The following is a 19,711-nucleotide window of genomic DNA, read 5'->3' on the forward strand; positions in this document are numbered from 1 at the left end:
CTAGCCGGGCGGCCACTGCAGGCCACGGCCGCCGATGACGTGCGCGTGGGCGTGCCAGACGGTCTGCCCGGCGCCGCTGCCGGTGTTGAAGACGATGCGGTAGCTCTCCAGCTTGTCCTCGTCGGCGACGGCCCGCGCCTCGCGCAGTATGCCGGCGGCCACCTCGGGTTCGGCCGCGGCGAGTTCGGCCGCGTTCGCGTAGTGGACCTTGGGGATCACCAGGACGTGCGTGGGCGCCTGCGGGTTGATGTCCCGGAAGGCGACGGTGGTCTCGGTCTCGCGGACGACGGTCGCGGGGACCTGGCCTGCGACGATCTTGCAGAACAGGCAGTCGTCCTCGGGTTCCCCTGCCATGGCTTCTCCTCACCGGTGATCAGCTTCGGGGGCATCGTAGTCGGTCGGGCCGCGGGACGGCGGGGGCCGGGCGCGCCGCCGGACCGGGCGCCGTTCTCACCCGGGCAGCGCCGGCGGAGTCTTCGCGGGCGTGGTCCGCAGCGCCTCCAGCGCCAGCCGTACCGCCTCCTCCAGCTGCGGATCCCGGCCGGCGGCCCAGTCCTGCGGTGTCTGTACGACCTCCACGTCCGGGTCGACGCCGTGGTTCTCCACGTCCCAGCCGTACCCCTCCAGCCAGAACGCGTACTTCGGCTGGGTGACCAGCGTGCCGTCGACCAGGCGGTAGCGGCTGTCGATGCCGATCACCCCGCCCCAGGTGCGGGTGCCGACGACCGGGCCGATGCCGAGCGCCTTGATCGCCGCGTTGACGATGTCCCCGTCCGAACCGGAGAACTCGTTCGCGACGACGACCACCGGGCCCCGGGGCGCGTCACCGGGATAGCTGAAGGGACGCATGCCGCGCGGCACGTCCCAGCCGACGATCCGGCGGGCCAGTTTCTCCACGACGAGCTGCGAGGTGTGCCCGCCGCGGTTCTCCCGGACGTCCACGACGACGCCCTCGCGGGCCATCTCCACGCCGAGGTCGCGGTGGATCTGCGCCCAGCCCGGCGCCTGCATGTCCGGCACGTGGAGATAGCCCAGCCGGCCCTCGGACAGCTCGCGCACCCGGGCCCGGCGGCCGGCCACCCACGCGTGGTAGCGCAGCGGTTCCTCGTCGGCGACGGGGACGACGACGGGGTGGCGCAGTTCCCCGCCGCCCGCGGGCGACACGGTCAGCTCGACCGCCTTGCCCGCGGTGCCGACGAGGAGCGGTCCGGGTCCGGTCACCGGGTCGACGGGCCGGCCCGCGACGGCCACGATAACGTCGCCGGGGCGCACCGCGACGCCCGGTGCGGCGAGCGGGGAGCGGGCGCCGGGGTCGGAGGTCTCGGCGGGCAGGATCCGGTCGATGCGCCAGCTGCCGTCCGGGTGCCGGGAGACGTCGGCGCCGAGCAGGCCCTGGCGCGGCCCGTGGCCGTGGCCGTGGCGCGGGGTGACGTAGGCGTGCGAGGTGCCCAGTTCGCCCTGCACCTCCCAGAGCAGGTCGACCAGGTCGTCGTGGGTGGCGACGTGGTCGACGAGCGGGCGGTAGCGGTCCAGGACGCCGTCCCAGTCGAGGCCGCCGAGGTCCGGCCGCCAGAACTGGTCGCGCATGATGCGGCCGGTCTCGTCGAACATCTGCCGCCACTCGGCGGCCGGGTCGAGGGTCTGCCGCACGCGCGAGAGGTCGACGGTGACGTTGGTGTCGCTGTCGTCGTCGCCCGAGGCACGGCGGTCGCTGGGTACGACCTTGAGCTTGCCGTCGGCCCACAGCAGGACGCGCTTGCCGTCGCCGCTGACCTCGAAGTGGTCGGCGTCGGAGGCGAGGTACTCGATGCGCCGCTGGGCGAGGTCGTAGCGCTCCAGCTCGGTCTTGGGGTCGGGGTCCTCGGGATGGGCGCGGGAGGCGCCGAGCACGCCGCGCACCGGGTGCCGCAGCCACAGCACGCCGTCCTTGGCGGCGCGCAGATCCGAGTAGCGGCCGGCCTCGACGGGGAAGGGCACGATCCGGTCGGCGAGGCCCTCCAGGTCGACGCGGGTGGCGGGGGTGCCCTCGGCGTCCGGGGTCTCGTCCTTGTCGGGGGTCTCGAAGGGGCGGCCGTGCCGCTGCGGGCCGAACGGCGAGGGGGTGGTCGCGGCCAGGGTGATCAGGTGCGGCCGGTCGCCGACCACGAAGGCGAGGTCGAAGACGTGCTCGTCGTAGACCGGGTCGAAGGAGCGGGTGGAGAGGAAGGCGAGGTGTTTGCCGTCGCGGGTGAAGGCGGGCGCGTAGTCCTTGAAGCGCAGCGGGGTCGCCTCGGTGACCGTGAGGTCGGTGGTGTGGGCGATGCGGAGCTGGGCGAGACCGCCGACGCCGGGGTGGGACCAGGCCAGCCAGCCGGAGTCGGGTGAGAACGTGAGCCCGCCCACGTCGCCGTCCTCGCTGCGGTCGACCTCGCGCACCTCGCCGGTCTCGCGTTCGACCAGGAGCAGGCGTCCGTCGTGCGCGGCGACCGCGACGCGGCCGCCGTCGGGGGCGACGGCGAGGTCCAGGACCCGGCCGAGCTGCCCTGCGGCGAGCCGGCGCGGGGTGGCGCCGGGCACCTGTCCGGTGGCGGGCGCGAACTCCAGGGCGTCGTCGCCCTCGGCGTCGGTCACCCACACCACCCACTCCTCCGCGTCCGCGCGGAAGGTGACGGGCATGCGGGCGCGCACGCCGGGCTCGGCGGCCAGGGCGCGGGCCGGGCCCGACCGGTGGGTCACCCAGTGCACGCCGCCGCGGACCAGGACGGCGCTGCCGCGCGCGGTGTGGTCGGGCGAGGCGGAGGAGAACCAGTGGGCCGCGTCGACCGGGCCCGGCTGCCGGTCCACCCGGGCCCCGCCGAGCCGGATGTCCAGCCGGCGCGGCTCGGCGCCCTCCAGGTCGTCCAGGAGCCAGAGTTCACCGGCGCAGGCGTAGACGACGCGGGTGCCGTCACCGGACGCGTGCCGGGCGTAGAAGCCGCCGAGGGGGGTGTGCCGGCGCAGGTCGGAGCCGTCGGCGAGGGAGGAGTACAGGGCGCCCGTCCCCTCGTGGTCGCTGAGGAAGGCGATCCGGTCGCCGGCCCACACGGGCTGTTCGATGTTGCCGTCGAGTTCCCCGTGCAGCCGGACGAACTCGCCCGCGCCCTCGCGGTCGATCCACAGCCGGCCCGCCGTGCCGCCCCGGTACCGCTTCCAGGCGGCCGCCTCGCGTCCCATCGTCGCGGAGAGCAGCACGGTGTGCGGTCCGAGGGCGACGTGGCCGACCGGGCCGTAGGGCAGCAGGGTGGAGGGTCCGCCGTCCAGCGGGACGGTCCTGGCCCAGCTGCGCCGCAGGCCGGCCTGGCCGTAGGTGCTGATCGTGAGGACCTGCCCGTCGGCGGTCCAGCCGCGCACCTGGGTGCGGGAACTCCCCCAGTGCGTCAGGCGGGTGGCGGAGCCGCCGTCCACGGGGGCGGTGTGCACCTCGGGGGCGCCGTCGCGGGTGGAGGTCCAGGCCAGTGTGGTCCCGTCGGGCGAGATGCGGGGCAGGGTCACCGGGACGTTGTCGGCGCTGACCCGCCAGGCCCGGCCGCCGTCCAGGGGCGCGAGCCACACGTCGTCCTCGGCGGTGAAGGCGACCAGGTCGCCGTGGACATGGGGAAATCGGAGGTAGGACCGCGGTCCTGTCGCTGCACCCTGAGTCACCCGCTCAGACTATGCACGCCGGACCGGTCGCGGTGACCGGTTTCGATCACTTGCCCTGCACGGGCCGGCACTTGGGGTCGTCCTGGCACCACAGGGTCCTCGTCACGGTCACGGTGGGGCCGGGCCGCTGTCCGAAGGTGGGCGGCCGGTAGGTGCTGGAGACGGGCGCCGGGGTGGCGTCGCAGTCGCCGAGGCCCGACACCCGGAACCACTCCTTGCCGCCCACCTTGGCGACGAGGTTCCCGCGCACGCAGGCCCCGCTGACCGCCTTGGTGATCCGCCCGGTCACGGTGATGTCCCGGCCGTCCTTGGTCCGGCCCCGGCAGTCCACCGAGACGACGGCGGTCTCGGACGCCGAGGGCGTCCTCGGGGCCGCCGAGCCGTAGTTCCCGGTGCAGGTGAGCCAGCTGACGTCGACGTGCTGGCGTTGCAGCTCGGCGGTGGCGGTCCGGTCGGTGGTGTACGCGACGGTCGCGGAGTTCAGGTCGGTCGGCCGGCAGCCCGCCAGGCCGGTCACGGCGATCACGACGAGCCCGGCCACGGCCGCCGGCCCGGTCACGCGCGGGCGCCGCCGAAGCGGCCTCGATGCCCCCATGGGAGGCAGACTGCCACCGTCCGGTCCGTGACGGTAGGGGGCGTGCGGCCACTCACGTGTTCGCGGGGGTCACCCGCACGGGTCGTGGCCCGTGTCCCGTCAGGTGAGCAGCAGCAGCCATTCCTGGAGTTCCACCAGGTTGCCCTCCGGGTCCTTCAGGTGGGCGACGCGCATGCGTTCGGTCATCGGCGCCGGCCCGTGCACGAGGACCGCGCCGCGCGCGGCGAGCTGCTCGCAGTAGGCGTCCAGGTCGTCGACGCGCAGCACCACCAGCGAACGGTGCCCGGTCGCGGCGTCCCCCAGCTCGCCCAGCACCTCGGCCATCACGGTCCGGTCCTGCAGGGCTATCCCCGCCGACCCGGGGTGCGGGCTGAACTTCTCGTACGGTCCCTCGCTCGCCCCGGACTGCGGCTTCAGCCCGAGCACCTCGGCGTAGAAGCGGTAGCAGGCGGCGAAGTCGGAGACGAGGAGCCGGACCTGGGCGAGTTCCACGGCGCGTTCCCCCTGGGGTGCGGTTCGGGTCGGGGTGGTGTCGTACGGGTCAGGACCACCGGCCGGTCCGGCCCAGGAGCAGGGCCGCGGCCGCGGTTCCGGCGGTCGACGTACGCATCACCGTAGGGCCCAGGGTGCAGGCCCTGGCACCCGCCTCCTCGAAGAGCGCCACCTCGTCCCGGGCGACGCCTCCCTCGGGCCCGACGACCAGCACGATCTCGCCGTCGGCGGGCAGCGCCGCGGCGGCGAGGGGTTCGACGGCGTGTCCGAAGTCGGAGTGGAGCACGACGGCCAGGTCGGCGCCGGCCAGGAGGGCGGCGACCTGCTTGGTGGTCGCCGCGTCCGTGACCTCGGGGAAGCGCACCCGGCGGGACTGCTTGCCGGCCTCGCGGGCGGTGGCCCGCCACTTCGCCAGGGACTTCAGGCCCCGGTCGCCCTTCCACTGGGTGATGCAGCGGGCGGCCTGCCAGGGCACGATCGCGTCGACGCCCACCTCGGTCATCGTCTCCACGGCGACCTCGCCGCGGTCGCCCTTGGGCAGGGCCTGGACGACGGTGATGCGGGGCCGCGGCGGCGGCTCCTCGTGGAGGGTGTCCAGGTCCGTCACGACGAGCCGGTCCTTGCCCTCGGCGGCCTTGACGACGCCCTCGCTCCAGCGCCCGCGTCCGTCGGTGAGGATGACGTCCTCTCCGGGCCGCAGCCGCTTCACGGAGACCGCGTGCCGGCCCTCGGGTCCGTCCAGGACGACCTCGCCGCCCAGGACGGTCAGCGGGTCGACCACGAACACCGGGGCGGTCACCGCCCGGCCCCCGTGACGCCCGGCTCCCCGGCGCCGGCGGACAACGCTGTCGCCGCGGCGGCGAGTTCCTCCGCGAGGACCTCCACCAGCCGGGACGCGGGCAGCTCGCGGACCATCCGGTGCCCCTGCCCGGCCCACAGCGCCATGCCCTGCGCGTCGCCGGCCGCGGCGGCGGCCTTGCGCAGCGGCGAGGTGAGGTGGTGGACCTCGGGGTAGGCTGCGGGCGCGTACGGGCCGTGCTCGCGCAGGAAGCGGTTGACCAGGCCGCGGGCGGGCCGCCCGGAGAACGCCCGGGTCAGCGCGGTCCGGGTGAACAGCGGGTCGGTCAGCGCCCGCTTGTGCGGTTCGGCGGCGCCGGACTCGGGGGTGGCGAGGAAGGCGGTGCCCAGCTGGGCCGCGCTCGCCCCGGCGGCGAGGACGGCGGCGATCTGGCTGCCGCGCATGATGCCGCCCGCCGCCACCACCGGGAGACCCACGGTCTCGCGTATCCGGCCGACCAGCGCCAGCAGGCCCGTCCCGGACCCGTCGTTCTCCGGCACGTCCCGGTGGGTGCCCTGGTGCCCGCCGGCCTCCACGCCCTGGGCGATCACCGCGTCGGCGCCGGCCCGTTCGACGGCGAGCGCCTCCTCGGCGGTGGTGGCGGTGACGAGGGTGAGGGTGCCCGCCCGGCGCAGCGCCTCGAGCGCCTCGGGACTCGGCACGCCGAAGTGGAAGGAGACCACGGGCACCGGGTTGTCGAGGAGCACGGCGAGTTTCGCGTCGTAGCCGTCGTCCCGGCCGCTGTCCGGGTCGCCGAGCTCGGTCTCGTACCAGGCGGCCTCGCCGGCCAGCTGGTGCGCGTAGACCTCCACCGCGCCGGACTCGGCGTGCTCGGGCTGCGGCACGAAGAGGTTCACGCCGAAGGGCCGGCCGGTCAGTCCCCGCAGTTGCTTGATCTCCTGGTACATCCCGTCGGCGGTCTTGTACCCGGCGGCCAGGAACCCGAGCCCGCCCGCCTCGGACACGGCGGCGGCGAGCTGCGGCACGGAGACCCCGCCCGCCATCGGGGCCTGCACGATCGGAAGCGGGAAGAGATCGGTCAGTGCGGAGGACATGACGGCATGTTGTCACGTCCTCCGGACAAGACCGAATCGGGCCGCCCCTTCGGCACCTGCCGCATATGTCCGGCCCGCGGGGGCGGCGCCCCGGCCCGGCGGCCGGTCAGCGCCCGTTGAACGCGTCCTTGAGACGGCTGAACAGACCCTGCTGGCCGGGCTGGAACTGGCCCGTGGGACGCTCCTCGCCGCGCAGCTTCGACAGTTCCCGCAGCAGCCGTTCCTGCTCGGGGTCGAGCTTGGTCGGGGTCGTCACCTCGACGTGCACGATCAGGTCGCCCCGGCCGCCGCCGCGCAGGTGCGTGACACCGCGCCCGTGCAGCGGGATCGACTGCCCGGACTGGGTGCCCGGCCGGATGTCGACCTCCTCCAGGCCGTCCAGCGTCTCCAGCGGCACCTTCGTGCCGAGGGACGCCGCCGTCATCGGGATCGTCACCGTGCAGTGCAGGTCGTCGCCGCGCCGCTGGAACGTGGAGTGCGGCAGCTCGTGGATCTCGACGTACAGGTCACCGGCCGGACCGCCACCGGGGCCGACCTCGCCCTCGCCCGCGAGCTGGATGCGGGTGCCGTTGTCGACACCGGCGGGGATCTTCACGGTCAGCGTCCGGCGCGAGCGCACCCGGCCGTCGCCCGCGCACTCCGGGCACGGGGTGGGCACGACCGTGCCGAAGCCCTGGCACTGCGGACACGGCCGCGAGGTCATGACCTGGCCCAGGAAGGACCGCGTCACCTGCGACACCTCACCGCGGCCGCGGCACATGTCACAGGTCTGCGCCGAGGTGCCCGGCGCCGCGCCCTCACCGTTGCAGGTGGTGCAGACGATCGCCGTGTCGACCTGGATGTCCTTGGTCGTGCCGAAGGCCGCCTCGTCCAGCTCGACCTCGATCCGGATCATGGCGTCCTGGCCGCGGCGGGTGCGCGAGCGCGGACCGCGCTGCGACGCCGTGCCGAAGAAGGCGTCCATGATGTCCGAGAAGTTCCCGAAGCCGCCGGCCCCGAAGCCGCCCGCGCCCGCGCCGCCGCTCTGCGAGAGCGGATCGCCGCCGAGGTCGTAGACCTGCTTCTTCTGCGGGTCCGAGAGCACCTCGTAGGCGGCGTTGATCTCCTTGAACCGCTCCTGGGTCTTCGGATCCGGGTTGACGTCCGGGTGCAGCTCGCGCGCGAGCCGACGGAAGGCCTTCTTGATCTCTTCCTGCGACGCGTCGCGGCGCACGCCGAGAACGGCGTAGTAGTCCGTGGCCACTTACGACTCCGCCAGGATCTGTCCGACGTACCGTGCCACCGCTCGTACCGCTCCCATCGTTCCCGGGTAATCCATGCGGGTCGGTCCGACCACGCCGAGCTTGGCGAGTGCCTCGCCGCCCGAACCGTAGCCGACCGACACCACAGACGTGGAGTTGAGTCCCTCGTGGGCGTTCTCGTGACCGATGCGTACGGTCATGCCCGAATCCCCCGCCTCGCCCATGAGCTTGAGGAGCACGACATGCTCCTCCAGCGCCTCGAGGACGGGCCGGATCATGAGGGGAAAGTCATGTCCGAAGCGGGTGAGATTGGCGGTGCCGCCGATCATCAGCCGCTCCTCGTTCTCCTCGACGAGCGTCTCCAGCAGGGTGGAGAGCACCGCCGAGACCGTACCGCGGTCCTCGGCCTCGAAGGCTTCCGGCAGATCCTCCACCAGCCGGGGCACGTCCGAGAACCGGCGGCCCGCGACCCGGCTGTTGAGCCGTGCCCGCAGATCCGCCAGCGCGGACTCCCCGAAGGGCGCCGGACAGTCGACCATACGCTGTTCGACCCGTCCGGTGTCGGTGATCAGCACCAGCATCAGCCGGGCCGGCGCGAGCGCGAGGAGTTCCACGTGCCGCACGGTGGACCGCGTCAGCGACGGGTACTGCACGACCGCGACCTGCCGGGTCAGCTGCGCCAGCAGCCGCACCGTCCGCGCCACGACGTCGTCGAGGTCGACGGCGCCGTCGAGGAAGTTCTGGATGGCCCGCCGCTCGGGCGCGGTCATCGGCTTGACGCCGGCCAGCTTGTCGACGAACAGCCGGTAGCCCCTGTCGGTCGGGATCCGCCCGGCGCTGGTGTGCGGCTGGGCGATGTACCCCTCGTCCTCCAGGGCGGCCATGTCGTTGCGGACGGTCGCCGGGGAGACGCCGAGGTTGTGCCGCTCGGTCAGCGCCTTCGAGCCGACCGGCTCCTCGGTGCCGACGTAGTCCTGGACGATGGCGCGCAAGACCTGAAGCCTGCGTTCACTCAGCATGCGGCGCCACACCTCCAGAAAGTCGTCCCCGCGGCCTTTGCGGGTCTTTCGTCTGGCACTCTGTGATCCCGAGTGCCAGGTCCCCGGCCCAGTGTACGGCCGTCGGGCACCGACCGGGCAAGGTCGGCCGGGACCCGTTGCGTTCTGCAGCTAGCGTCCCGGTATGACGGTGACTTGGGAAGAGCTGGGCTGGGAGCGGCTGGCCGAGGGGGTCGGCCGGTGCCGGCTGCCGGGCTGGGACTGCACGGTGGGGCTGGTCCTCGGGGCGGGCCCGGTCCTGATGGTGGACGCCGGGTCGAGCCTCGCCGAGGGCGCGCGGTTGCGCGGGCAGGCCCGGCGGCTGGCCGGGCGCCGTGTGACCCATCTCGCGCTCACCCATCCCCACTTCGACCACGTCCTCGGCACCCCGGCGTTCGCGGGCGCCGAGGTGTACGCGGCGGCGGGCGCGGAGGCCGTGTTCGCGCACGGCCGCGGGGAGATCCGCCGGGACGCGGTCCGCAACGGCCTGCCGGCCGCCGAGGCCGCCGAGGCGGTGGCCGCGCTGCCGGAGCCCGGCCGCACGGTGCGCGGCGAACTGACCCTGGACCTCGGCGGCGGCCGCCGGGTCCTGCTGGCCGCCGTGGGCCCCGGCCACACCGGGCACGACCTCGCGGTCCTCGTCCCCGGCGACCCCGCGGTGGTGTTCTGCGGCGACCTGGTGGAGGAGTCAGGCGAGCCGCAGGCCGGACCCGACGCCGTACCGCCCGGCTGGCCGGCCGCGCTGGACCGCCTGCTGTCCCTGGGCGGCGAGGACGCCCGGTACGTGCCCGGTCACGGAGCGGTGGTGGACGCGGCGTTCGTCAGGCGGCAGCGCGACGCGCTGGCCGCCCGCTTCGGCGTGTCGTGACCACGCCGCCCCCGCTTCTCCTATCGTCATCCGAATGCGCCAGTACTCCGCCGACCTGACCCCGCCGTGGAAGAAGCCGAAACCGGTCCCGGAGGTGGCCGCCGAACCCGGCCTGGTCGTCGAGGAACCCGGCACCGGCTTCTGCGGCGCGGTGATCCGCTGCGAGGCGGGCACGGTGACGCTGGAGGACCGCTTCGGCAAGCACCGCGTCTTCCCGCTGGAGCCGCGCGGCTTCCTGCTGGAGGGCCGGGTGGTCACCCTCGTGCGCCCCGCCGCCGGGCCCGCGCGTCCCTCCCGGACGGCCTCCGGTTCGGTCGCCGTGCCCGGCGCACGCGCGCGCGTGGCCCGCGCCGGCCGCATCTACGTCGAGGGCCGCCACGACGCGGAACTCGTCGAGAAGGTCTGGGGCGACGACCTGCGCGTCGAGGGCGTGGTCGTGGAGTACCTGGGGGGCGTGGACGACCTCCCCGCCATCGTCGACGAGTTCGCGCCGGGCCCCGACGCCCGTCTCGGGGTCCTGGTGGACCACCTGGTCCCCGGCACCAAGGAGTGGCGCATCGCCGAGTCGGTCACCAGCGAACACGCCCTGGTGGTCGGCCACCCGTACATCGACGTCTGGGAGGCGGTGAAACCGGCCGCCGTCGGCATCGACGCCTGGCCGCGGGTCCCGCGCGGCCAGGACTGGAAGACGGGCGTGTGCCGGGCGCTCGGCTGGCCCTCGGACAACACGGGCGCGGTGTGGCAGGCGATCCTGGCCCGCGTCGGCTCCTACAAGGACCTGGAACCGGAACTGCTGGGCCGGGTGGAGGAACTGATCGACTTCGTGACGGCTCCCTAGCCGGTCACCGCCGCCCCGCCCCGGCGCCCCCGCCGGGGCCGCCAGGGCCGCCGGGGCCGCCGGGGTTCGGGCCGGCTCCCCCGGCTTCAGTCCACGAGGTCCCTGACCACCGCGTCGGCGAGCAGCCGGCCGCGCAGCGTCAGCACGGCCCGTCCGTCGTCGTACGGGCCCCTCTCCAGCAGCCCGTCCGTCCGCGCGCGCCGGGCCGCCGACAGCCCCCGCTCCTTCAGCAGCGTCAGCGGCACCCCCTCGCGCAGCCGCAGCTCCAGCAGGATCCGCTCCACCCGGCGGTCCTCGTCGGTGAGGACCTCGCGCCCGGCGCCCGGCGACCGTCCCGCCGCCAGCGCCGCCGCGTAGGCCCCCGGATGCTTGACGTTCCACCAGCGCACGCCGCCCACGTGGGCGTGCGCGCCCGGTCCCGCGCCCCACCAGTCGGCGCCCCGCCAGTACAGCTCGTTGTGCAGGCACCGGGCGGCCTCCGAGGTGGCCCAGTTGGACACCTCGTACCAGTCGAAGCCCGCCGCCGACAGCATCTCCTCGGCGATCAGGTAGCGGTCCGCGTGCACGTCGTCGTCGGTCATCGGGACCTCGCCCCGGCGGATCCGGCGGGCCAGCTGGGTGCCCTCCTCGACGATCAGCGCGTACGCGGACACGTGGTCGGGGCCGGCCCCGACCGCGGCGTCCAGCGAGGCCCGCCAGTCGTCGTCGGACTCGCCCGGCGTGCCGTAGATCAGATCGAGGTTGACGTGCTCGAAACCGGCCGCGCGGGCCTCGGCGACGCACGCCTCGGGGCGTCCGGGGGTGTGCGTGCGGTCCAGGACGCGCAGCACGTGCTGCCGGGCGCTCTGCATGCCGAAGGAGATCCGGTTGAAGCCGCCCTCGCGCAGCGCCGCCAGGTAGGCGGGGTCGACGGACTCCGGGTTCGCCTCCGTGGTGACCTCCGCGTCGGCGGCCAGGCCGAACTCGTCCCGGATCGCGCCCAGCATCCGCACCAGGTCGCCGGCGGCCAGCAGCGTCGGCGTGCCGCCGCCCACGAACACCGTGCGGACCTCGCGCGGGTCGTCGCCGAGGACCTTGCGGGCCAGCCTGACCTCGTCGACCAGGGTGTCGGCGTAGTTGTCGCGGGAGGCGAGGACACCGCCGGTGGAGCGCAGCTCGGTCGCCGTGTAGGTGTTGAAGTCGCAGTAGCCGCAGCGGGTCGCGCAGTACGGGACGTGCAGGTAGAACCCGAGAGGGCGGTCGGCGGCACCGGCCAGCGCGTGCGCCGGGAGCGCGCCGTCGTCCGGGACCGGCTCGCCGTCGGGGAGTGCGGAAGGCATGTCCTCCATTGTCCCGTACGCCGCCCGAAGCGTTCGACGCCGGCCGCCGGGCTCACTCGGCCTGCAGGACGAGCAGCGCGAGATCGTCCGCCGGCTGGCCGCCGCCGAACTCGTGCACGAGCCGTCGGATGCGCTCGGCGATCAGCTCGGCGCTCAGGCCCGTGCAGCCCGCGAGCGCCCGCGCGAGCCCGTCGCCGTCGTCGAACTGCCGGGAGCCCGAGCGGCGCTCGGTGACCCCGTCGGTCACGCACAGCAGGCTGTCGCCGGGCCCGAGCTCGATGGTCTCGCTGGTGTACGTCTCGTCCTCCACGACGCCGAGCAGGGTCTGCGGCCGGGCCGCGGTGCGGACCTCGCCGCCGGGACCGAGGAGCAGCGGCAGCGGATGTCCGGCGGAGGCCAGGGTGCAGCGGACCCCGCCCGCCTCCAGCGGCGTCAGCTCGCCGTACAGGAGCGAAAGGAAACGTGTCTGCGGACCGTCGCCCGGCGGCACCGCGCGGCCGCCGGCGGCGACCAGCGCGCGTGCGGCGGCGTCCGCGGCCTCGGTGGCGTCGTCCAGGAGGAGCTGGTTGAGCCGGTCCAGGACGTCCGCGACCCGGTAGCCCTCGCGGGCGAGCAGCCGCAGCCAGGGCCGGGCCAGACCGATCACGACCGCGGCCTCGGGACCCTTGCCCTGCACGTCGCCGACGGCGAAGCACCAGCGGCCGTCGCCGGCCGGGAAGAGGTCGTAGAAGTCACCGCTGGGACCGCCCTTGTCGCAGGGCTCGTAGACCAGGGCGCTGCGCATGCCCGGGATCTCGGCGACCGCGCCGGGCAGCAGCCCGCGCTGCAGGACGGCGCTGATGGTGGCCTGCCGGGCGTACTGGCGGGCCGCGCCGATGGCGAGCGCCACCCGGCGGCCGAAGTCCTCCACCAGGCCGGTGATCTCGTCCGGGAAACCGGCCGGCCCCAGGCGCCCGATCACCAGCGTGCCGAGCGGACGTCCGCCGGCGATCAGCCGGTAGGCGAGCGCCGAGCCGACCGCTCCCTGCGGGCCGCCGAGCGCCTCGCCGGGCCAGGGATACGGCTCGGGCCCCGACCGCAGGCCGCCCGTCACGCACGGCGGGTCCTTCTCCAGCGCCCGGCGCAGGTCCTCGATGCGGTTCTCGCTGCCGTGCCACACCCGGGCCAGGCGCGGCCCGCCCGCGCCGTTCGCCTCGCCGTGGCCGCCGGGCCGCACGGTCGACTCGTCCTCCAGCCACACCGCGCACCAGTCCGCCAGCCGCGGCACGATCAGCTGGCCGGTCAACGCGGCCACCAGGTTCTCGTCGAGCTGCCCGGCGAGCAGGTCGGAGGCCTCGGCGAGGAAGGACAGCGCGCCCCTGTCCAGCCAGTCCCGGTCCCGGTCCGAACGCCTCAGGCAGCCGCGCTCCGGCGCGGAGGGGTGCGCGGGAGGCTCCGGCGCGAGGATCTCGGCCACCTTCAGCTCCTGCTCGTCCGGGAGCGTGCCGCCCCGGCCGGTCAGGCGGGCCCACACCGTCTTCGCGCCGATGCGGTAGGTGACGCCCCAGGACTCCGCGAGCGAGGCGACCAGGCGCAGCCCGCGCCCGTACTCCGGCGTCTCGTACGGCGTCTCGCCCGGATGGTCGCGCGGGGCGCGGGAGGGATGGTGGTCGGTGACCTCGACGACGAACGCCGTCTCCTGCCGCGTCTCCTCCAGCCACCAGTCGACCTCGACGTCGGTGCCGGCGTGCACGACGGCGTTGGTGACCAGTTCGCTGACGACGACCATGGCGTCCTCGGCGACCCGCTGTCCCGGCTCCAGCAGGCCGCAGTCCGTCCACTCGTCGACGCTGGCGCGCACCAGCGCGCGGGCGGAGCCCGGCGCGAGGGGGCTGCCGGGCAGGGTCGCGCGCCCCTGCGCGTACGCGCCCGCGACCTCGTGCGCGGGCGCCTCGTGGTGCGCAGGCGCCTCACGGACCCGGGAGACGGTCTCCCGTTGCGTGGGTATGGCCCCCATGTCGAGCTCCCCGAGCAGTTCGGACGAATGCATCCCGGTCGATGCGGACAGAGTGACAGACTGACTGCGCCCATAAGCACCGAGTTACCGAAGTGGGCCGCCATGAGTGAGAACCGTGCTACGCGTGTGCTCGAAGACGGACAGAAACCGCACCAACTCCGAGCATCCGAGCTGCGCCCACCGCTCGCCGCGACGACCGCCGCCCGCGACGGCGACTTCCCGAAGGCGCCGGAGAGCGGGGAGGGGATCGTCGGCGAACTCGCGGCGGTCTTCCACCAGATCATGGACCGCAGCGTGCACTTCACCACCGAGGTGCAGCGCGTGAAACGGGAGCTGGTGCGCCACGGCCGCCTCGACGAACGCGTCTCGGCCGGCCGCGAGTACGGCGGCACCGGCCTCGGCCTGTCCGTCAGCCGCGAGATCGCGGGCCTGCCCGGCGGCCGTGTCGTCGCGGCGGGCGAACAGGGCAGGGGCTCGACGTCCACGCTCGCACGCCTGGACCCCGACGGCGCGCAGGACGACGCGGCCGCCACCAGGGAACGGACGGGGCGATGACCACTGACGAGCGGGCCGGCATCCTCCTGGTCGACGACATGGAGGACAACCTGACCGCACTGGAGGCCGTACTGGGATCCCTGAACGAGCCGATGGTGCGCGCGCGTTCCGGCGAGGAGGCGATGAAGGCCCTGCTGCGCGGCCGCTTCGCCGTCGTCCTCCTGGACATCCGCATGCCGGGCATGGACGGCTTCGAGACGGCCGCGAACATCAAACGCCTCGACCAGACCAAGGACGTCCCGATCATCTTCCTGACGGGAGCCGAGGAGGGCGCCGGATACGCCTTCCGCGGCTATGCCACGGGCGCGGCGGACTATCTGACGAAACCCTTCGACCCGTGGGTGCTGCGGGCGAAGGTCAACGTGTTCCTGGAGCTGCACAGGAAGAACCAGCAGCTGCAGACCCTGCTGACCCGGGAACAGGCGGACTTCGGCGAGTTGAGCACCCGTCTGGCGGTCCTGGAGGACCACCTGTCGCAAGACGGCCCGCCGGACGCGGCGGCCCTGCGGGCCGAGGTCGGCGAGCTGCGCCGGCTGATCAGGCCGCGGGGGCGCGGAGGGCCGCGCGACCAGCCCCCGCGCGCCGGAACCTGACGGCGCGGCCGCTACGCCTCGCGCGTCCCCGCGTACATCTCGTCGATGAGGTGCTTGTAGCCCCGCTCCACCACCGGCCTCTTCACCTTCAGGCTCGGCGTGATCTCCCCGTGCTCCACGTCCAGGTCCCGGGGCAGCAGCCGGAACTTCTTGATGGTCTGCCAGCGCTGCAGGCCCTCGTTGAGCTGCTTGACGTAACCGTCGACCATCTCGACGGTCGCCGGCGCCGCCACGACCTCGGCGTAGGACTTGCCCTCCAGGCCGTTCTCCTTGGCCCATTCCAGGATCGCGGCCTCGTCGAGGGCGATCAGGGCGGTGCAGAAGTTCCGGTCGGCGCCGTGCACGAGGATGTTGGAGACGTACGGGCAGACCGCCTTGAACTGTCCCTCGACCTCGGCGGGCGCGATGTACTTGCCGCCGGACGTCTTGATGAGGTCCTTCTTGCGGTCGGTGATCCGCAGATAGCCGTCGGGGGACAGTTCACCGATGTCACCGGTGTGGAACCATCCGTCGGCCTCCAGGACCTCGGCCGTCTTCTCGGGCAGGCCGTGGTAGCCCTCCATGATGCCGGGTCCGCGGAGCAGGATCTCCCCGTCGTCGGCGATGCGCACCTCGCAGCCGGGCAGCGGCTTGCCGACCGTGCCGGTGCGGTAGGCCTCGCCCGGGTTGACCAGGGACGCGGCGGAGGACTCCGTCAGTCCGTAGCCTTCCAGGACGTGCACACCGGCGCCGGCGAAGAAGTAGCCGATCTCGGGTGCCAGCGCGGCCGAGCCCGAGACACAGGCCCGCAGCCGTCCGCCGAAGGCCTCGCGCAGCTTGGAGTAGACGAGCCCGTCGGCGACCTTGTGCTTGGCGGCCAGCGCGAACGGCGCGGTCGCGGCACCGGTGCGGCGGAAGTTGTCCTGGGTGACCTTGGCGTACTCGCGGGCGACGTCGGCCGCCCACTGGAAGATCTTGTACTTGGCCGCACCGCCGGCGCGGGCCTTGGCGGCGACGCCGTTGTAGACCTTCTCGAAGATGCGCGGTACGGCGGCCATGTAGGTGGGCTGCACGATCGGCAGGTTCTCGATGATCTTGTCGACGCGGCCGTCGACGGCCGTGACGTGTCCGACCTCGATCTGCCCGGAGGTGAGCACCTTGCCGAAGACGTGGGCGAGCGGCAGCCACAGGTACTGCACGTCGTCGGTGCCGATCAGGCCGGTCGCGGCGATCGCCTTCGCCATGTACGACCAGTTGTCCTGCGGCAGCCGTACACCCTTGGGACGGCCGGTGGTGCCGGAGGTGTAGATGAGCGTGGCGAGCTGTTCCTTGGTGATCGCCCCGACCCGCTCCTTGATCAGCTCGGGGTGTTCCTCCAGGTACTCGGCGCCGCGCTTCTCCAGCTCGGCCAGGCTGATGACCCCCTCGCCCGTCTCCGGGCCGGCCGGGTCGATGACGACGATCCGGATGAGCTCGGGGAGTTCCGCGCGCTTCTCCAGGGCCTTGGCGACCTGTGCCGCGTCCTCGGCGATCAGCACCCGGCTGCCGGAGTCGGACAGGATGAACGCCGACTCCTCCGCGTTGGTCTGCGGGTAGACGGTCGTGGTGGCCGCCCCCGCGCACAGGATGCCGAGGTCGGCGAGGATCCACTCGACGCGCGTGGAGGAGGCGAGAGCGACGCGCTGCTCGGGCTGGATGCCGAGTTCGATGAGTCCGGCGGCGATCGCGTAGACGCGTTCGGCGGCCTGCGCCCAGGTCAGCGACTTCCATTCGTCCGGGCCCTCGCCGGAGGCGGCGGGCACCGGGTACCGGTAGGCCTCGGCGTCCGGTGTGGCCGCCACACGCTCCAGGAAGAGGGCCGCCACAGACGGCGGACGGTTCTCGATCAGTGTCTGCGTGTCACTCACGACATCCTCCGGGGGCCCGCGACGGTGCGGCTGGCTCAGTGCGGCTGGGGTCACTCACGGTGCGGTACGGACTACTTGTTTAACTCGTGAGTAACTATCGAGCAGGGATCAGAGTAAGCCGCGACCGGCCCGTACGTAAGGGGCCCCGGCCTGTCTGTTTTCCCGCATGTTCCACCGAGAGCGACCCTACGCACGCGTAGGGGCCCGACGCACTTTCGTACCGCGGACCCCTGTTGCACCCGTTTTACGGCCGCGGCCGGATGTTACCGGTGGTCACTTCTTGCTCTTGGCCGATCCCGCGTTGTCATCGCTGCTGAGGACCGCGATGAAGGCCTCCTGCGGAACCTCCACGGAACCCACCATCTTCATCCGCTTCTTGCCTTCCTTCTGCTTCTCCAGCAGCTTGCGCTTACGGGAGATGTCGCCGCCGTAGCACTTGGCGAGGACGTCCTTGCGGATGGCGCGGATGGTCTCGCGGGCGATCACCCGGGAGCCGATGGCGGCCTGGATGGGCACCTCGAAGGCCTGCCGGGGGATGAGCTCGCGCAGCTTGGCGACCAGCCGCACGCCGTACGCGTACGCCGCGTCCTTGTGCGTGATCGCCGAGAAGGCGTCCACCTTGTCGCCGTGCAGCAGGATGTCGACCTTGACCAGGCTGGACGTCTGCTCGCCGGTGGGCTCGTAGTCCAGCGACGCGTATCCGCGCGTCTTCGACTTCAGCTGGTCGAAGAAGTCGAAGACGATCTCCGCGAGCGGCAGCGTGTACCGGATCTCGACGCGGTCCTCGGAGAGGTAGTCCATGCCGAGCAGGGTGCCGCGCCGGGTCTGGCACAGTTCCATGATCGAGCCGATGAACTCGCTCGGCGCCAGGATGGTGGCGCGCACGACCGGCTCGTACACCTCGCCGATCTTCCCCTCGGGGAATTCGCTCGGATTGGTGACCGTGTGCTCGCTGCCGTCCTCCATCACGACGCGGTAGACCACGTTCGGGGCGGTCGCGATGAGATCGAGCCCGAACTCGCGCTCCAGCCGTTCCCGGATGACGTCCAGGTGCAGCAGGCCGAGGAAGCCGACGCGGAAGCCGAAACCGAGGGCGGCGGACGTCTCCGGCTCGTAGACGAGCGCGGCGTCGTTGAGCTGGAGCTTGTCGAGGGCCTCGCGCAGCTCCGGATAGTCGGAGCCGTCCAGCGGATACAGACCGGAGAAGACCATCGGCTTCGGGTCCTTGTAGCCGCCGAGGGCCTCCGTGGCGCCCTTGTTCTGGCTGGTGACGGTGTCACCGACCTTGGACTGGCGGACGTCCTTCACGCCGGTGATCAGATAGCCCACCTCGCCGACGCCGAGGCCGTCGGCGCCCAGCATCTCGGGCGAGTTCGTGCCGATCTCCAGCAGCTCGTGGGTGGCGCCGGTCGACATCATCCTGATGCGCTCGCGCTTGTTGAGCTGGCCGTCGATGACACGGACGTAGGTGACGACACCGCGGTAGGAGTCGTAGACCGAGTCGAAGATCATCGCGCGGGCGGGGGCGTCGGCGACACCGACCGGCGCCGGGACCTCCTTGACGACCCTGTTCAGCAGCGCGTCGACGCCGACACCGGTCTTCGCGGAGACCCGCAGCACGTCGTCCGGGTCGCAGCCGACCAGGTTCGCCAGTTCCTCGGCGAACTTCTCGGGCTGCGCGGCCGGCAGGTCGATCTTGTTGAGCACGGGGATGATCGTGAGGTCGTTCTCCATCGCCAGGTAGAGGTTGGCGAGGGTCTGCGCCTCGATGCCCTGGGCGGCGTCGACGAGGAGGACGGTCCCCTCGCAGGCCGCCAGCGACCGCGAGACCTCGTAGGTGAAGTCGACGTGCCCCGGGGTGTCGATCATGTTGAGGATGTGCGTGCTGCCCTGGTCGGGGCCCTCGGTAGGGGCCCAGGGCAGACGCACCGCCTGGGATTTGATCGTGATGCCGCGCTCGCGCTCGATGTCCATCCGGTCGAGGTACTGAGCACGCATCTGCCGCTGCTCGACCACACCGGTCAGCTGGAGCATCCGGTCGGCGAGCGTGGACTTGCCGTGGTCGATGTGCGCGATGATGCAGAAATTGCGGATCAGCGCCGGGTCGGTACGGCTCGGCTCGGGCACATTGTTTGGGGTCGCGGGCACGCAGGGTCCTGTCTCTTGAGGCGCCTTGTGCCTCGGGTCGGATCGATACGTAGCCTCCATGGTCCCACGACAGGGGACCAGGGACCGGTTTGGGCCGTCCCCCGCCCCGCTGCTAGTCTGGGCAGCTGTGTCTCATGCCCTCTCAGCGCGAGGCACCTCTCAAGAATTCATCGGTACGGGATCCGCGTGGTTCCGGACCAGAACCTGAAAAGGCTCATTCGTGGCGAACATCAAGTCCCAGATCAAGCGGATCAAGACCAACGAGAAGGCTCGGCTGCGCAACAAGGCCGTCAAGTCCTCCCTGAAGACCGCGATCCGCAAGGCCCGTGAGGCCGCTGCCGCGGGTGACGTCGAGAAGGCCACCGAGTACCAGCGCGCTGCCGCGCGTCAGCTCGACAAGGCCGTCTCCAAGGGCGTCATCCACAAGAACCAGGCCGCCAACAAGAAGTCGGCGCTCGCTTCCAAGGTCGCGTCCCTCCAGGGCTGACACTTGATACGAAGCCGGAAGGATCCGGGCGGGCCCTCTCTCATCCGCCCCCTGACGGCCCCCAGAGCCTGTTCGCGGCCTGCGTTCGCCACGCGGGAACGGG

The 19,711-nt window shown here is 72.8% G+C and carries 17 protein-coding genes; 5 read left to right on the forward strand and 12 right to left on the reverse strand.

Annotated features, from left to right (window positions below; translation table 11 throughout):
• The 8 genes from ACIRQ9_RS12880 to hrcA form a co-directional block, all read right to left on the reverse strand.
• Complete coding sequence (locus tag ACIRQ9_RS12880; protein ID WP_404170815.1) at positions 1–354, reverse strand: HIT domain-containing protein; 354 nt, start codon at positions 352–354, stop codon at positions 1–3.
• A 96-nt stretch (positions 355–450) separates the two neighbouring features.
• Positions 451–3,660 (reverse strand): S41 family peptidase, encoded by a 3,210-nt coding sequence (locus ACIRQ9_RS12885; RefSeq protein WP_404170818.1) that lies wholly within the window; start codon positions 3,658–3,660, stop codon positions 451–453.
• A 46-nt stretch (positions 3,661–3,706) separates the two neighbouring features.
• Positions 3,707–4,255 carry a hypothetical protein gene (locus ACIRQ9_RS12890; RefSeq protein ID WP_404170821.1) on the reverse strand — a complete coding sequence of 183 codons (549 nt, stop codon included), beginning with the start codon at positions 4,253–4,255 and terminating at the stop codon, positions 3,707–3,709.
• 99 nt (positions 4,256–4,354) lie between these two features.
• Complete coding sequence (locus ACIRQ9_RS12895) at positions 4,355–4,747, reverse strand: VOC family protein (RefSeq protein ID WP_404170824.1); 393 nt, start codon at positions 4,745–4,747, stop codon at positions 4,355–4,357.
• Between the two features lie 49 nt (positions 4,748–4,796).
• On the reverse strand, positions 4,797–5,546 hold the full coding sequence (locus ACIRQ9_RS12900) for a 16S rRNA (uracil(1498)-N(3))-methyltransferase (protein WP_404170827.1): 750 nt from the start codon (positions 5,544–5,546) through the stop codon (positions 4,797–4,799).
• On the reverse strand, positions 5,543–6,640 hold the full coding sequence (locus ACIRQ9_RS12905; protein WP_404170830.1) for a nitronate monooxygenase: 1,098 nt from the start codon (positions 6,638–6,640) through the stop codon (positions 5,543–5,545). Before ACIRQ9_RS12905 ends, ACIRQ9_RS12900 begins: the two co-directional genes overlap by 4 nt.
• A 106-nt stretch (positions 6,641–6,746) precedes the next feature.
• Positions 6,747–7,883 carry a molecular chaperone DnaJ gene (gene dnaJ / locus ACIRQ9_RS12910; RefSeq protein ID WP_404170833.1) on the reverse strand — a complete coding sequence of 379 codons (1,137 nt, stop codon included), beginning with the start codon at positions 7,881–7,883 and terminating at the stop codon, positions 6,747–6,749.
• Positions 7,884–8,900: a heat-inducible transcriptional repressor HrcA gene (hrcA, locus tag ACIRQ9_RS12915; protein WP_404170836.1), complete on the reverse strand. Its 1,017-nt coding sequence runs from the start codon at positions 8,898–8,900 to the stop codon at positions 7,884–7,886.
• 163 nt (positions 8,901–9,063) lie between these two features.
• Here hrcA and ACIRQ9_RS12920 point away from each other — a divergent pair, with 163 nt between their 5' ends.
• Both ACIRQ9_RS12920 and ACIRQ9_RS12925 read left to right on the forward strand, forming a co-directional pair.
• Positions 9,064–9,786 carry an MBL fold metallo-hydrolase gene (locus tag ACIRQ9_RS12920; protein WP_404170839.1) on the forward strand — a complete coding sequence of 241 codons (723 nt, stop codon included), beginning with the start codon at positions 9,064–9,066 and terminating at the stop codon, positions 9,784–9,786.
• 34 nt (positions 9,787–9,820) lie between these two features.
• Positions 9,821–10,624 (forward strand): DUF3097 domain-containing protein, encoded by an 804-nt coding sequence (locus ACIRQ9_RS12925; protein WP_404170842.1) that lies wholly within the window; start codon positions 9,821–9,823, stop codon positions 10,622–10,624.
• 86 nt (positions 10,625–10,710) lie between these two features.
• Here the strand turns inward: ACIRQ9_RS12925 and hemW are convergent, their stop codons facing one another.
• Both hemW and ACIRQ9_RS12935 read right to left on the reverse strand, forming a co-directional pair.
• Entirely contained in the window at positions 10,711–11,943 is a 1,233-nt protein-coding gene (hemW, locus tag ACIRQ9_RS12930; RefSeq protein ID WP_404170845.1) for a radical SAM family heme chaperone HemW, read from the reverse strand.
• 52 nt (positions 11,944–11,995) lie between these two features.
• A complete protein-coding gene (locus ACIRQ9_RS12935) occupies positions 11,996–13,939 on the reverse strand; it encodes a SpoIIE family protein phosphatase (protein WP_404170848.1) in 1,944 nt (647 codons plus the stop codon).
• A 102-nt stretch (positions 13,940–14,041) separates the two neighbouring features.
• On the opposite strand from ACIRQ9_RS12935, the gene ACIRQ9_RS12940 reads away from it, so the two are divergent.
• Both ACIRQ9_RS12940 and ACIRQ9_RS12945 read left to right on the forward strand, forming a co-directional pair.
• Entirely contained in the window at positions 14,042–14,494 is a 453-nt protein-coding gene (locus ACIRQ9_RS12940) for a hypothetical protein (RefSeq protein WP_404170851.1), read from the forward strand.
• The gene (locus tag ACIRQ9_RS12945; protein WP_404170854.1) at positions 14,491–15,087 is read left to right on the forward strand and encodes a two-component system response regulator; all 597 of its coding nucleotides are present in this window, start codon (positions 14,491–14,493) and stop codon (positions 15,085–15,087) included. Before ACIRQ9_RS12940 ends, ACIRQ9_RS12945 begins: the two co-directional genes overlap by 4 nt.
• A gap of 11 nt (positions 15,088–15,098) precedes the next feature.
• Here ACIRQ9_RS12945 and ACIRQ9_RS12950 read toward each other — a convergent pair whose 3' ends face one another.
• Both ACIRQ9_RS12950 and lepA read right to left on the reverse strand, forming a co-directional pair.
• Positions 15,099–16,973: an AMP-dependent synthetase/ligase gene (locus ACIRQ9_RS12950; protein WP_404170857.1), complete on the reverse strand. Its 1,875-nt coding sequence runs from the start codon at positions 16,971–16,973 to the stop codon at positions 15,099–15,101.
• A 273-nt stretch (positions 16,974–17,246) separates the two neighbouring features.
• Entirely contained in the window at positions 17,247–19,121 is a 1,875-nt protein-coding gene (gene lepA, locus ACIRQ9_RS12955; RefSeq protein WP_404170860.1) for a translation elongation factor 4, read from the reverse strand.
• 220 nt (positions 19,122–19,341) lie between these two features.
• On the opposite strand from lepA, the gene rpsT reads away from it, so the two are divergent.
• Positions 19,342–19,608: a 30S ribosomal protein S20 gene (rpsT, locus tag ACIRQ9_RS12960; protein WP_133041041.1), complete on the forward strand. Its 267-nt coding sequence runs from the start codon at positions 19,342–19,344 to the stop codon at positions 19,606–19,608.
• Positions 19,609–19,711 lie beyond the last annotated feature (103 nt).

The organism is Streptomyces sp. NPDC101237 (genome assembly GCF_044767465.1).
Taxonomy (GTDB): Bacteria; Actinomycetota; Actinomycetes; order Streptomycetales; family Streptomycetaceae; genus Streptomyces; species Streptomyces gramineus.

Excerpts from the sequence above, each read along its gene's own strand:
- ACIRQ9_RS12880 (WP_404170815.1), bottom strand. The coding sequence starts at position 354 with ATGGCAGGGGAACCCGAGGACGACTGCCTGTTCTGCAAGATCGTCGCA.
- ACIRQ9_RS12890 (WP_404170821.1), bottom strand. The coding sequence starts at position 4,255 with ATGGGGGCATCGAGGCCGCTTCGGCGGCGCCCGCGCGTGACCGGGCCG.
- ACIRQ9_RS12905 (WP_404170830.1), bottom strand. The coding sequence starts at position 6,640 with ATGTCCTCCGCACTGACCGATCTCTTCCCGCTTCCGATCGTGCAGGCC.
- hrcA (WP_404170836.1), bottom strand. The coding sequence starts at position 8,900 with ATGCTGAGTGAACGCAGGCTTCAGGTCTTGCGCGCCATCGTCCAGGAC.
- ACIRQ9_RS12920 (WP_404170839.1), top strand. The coding sequence starts at position 9,064 with ATGACGGTGACTTGGGAAGAGCTGGGCTGGGAGCGGCTGGCCGAGGGG.
- ACIRQ9_RS12925 (WP_404170842.1), top strand. The coding sequence starts at position 9,821 with ATGCGCCAGTACTCCGCCGACCTGACCCCGCCGTGGAAGAAGCCGAAA.
- hemW (WP_404170845.1), bottom strand. The coding sequence starts at position 11,943 with ATGCCTTCCGCACTCCCCGACGGCGAGCCGGTCCCGGACGACGGCGCG.
- ACIRQ9_RS12935 (WP_404170848.1), bottom strand. The coding sequence starts at position 13,939 with ATGGGGGCCATACCCACGCAACGGGAGACCGTCTCCCGGGTCCGTGAG.
- ACIRQ9_RS12940 (WP_404170851.1), top strand. The coding sequence starts at position 14,042 with ATGAGTGAGAACCGTGCTACGCGTGTGCTCGAAGACGGACAGAAACCG.
- ACIRQ9_RS12945 (WP_404170854.1), top strand. The coding sequence starts at position 14,491 with ATGACCACTGACGAGCGGGCCGGCATCCTCCTGGTCGACGACATGGAG.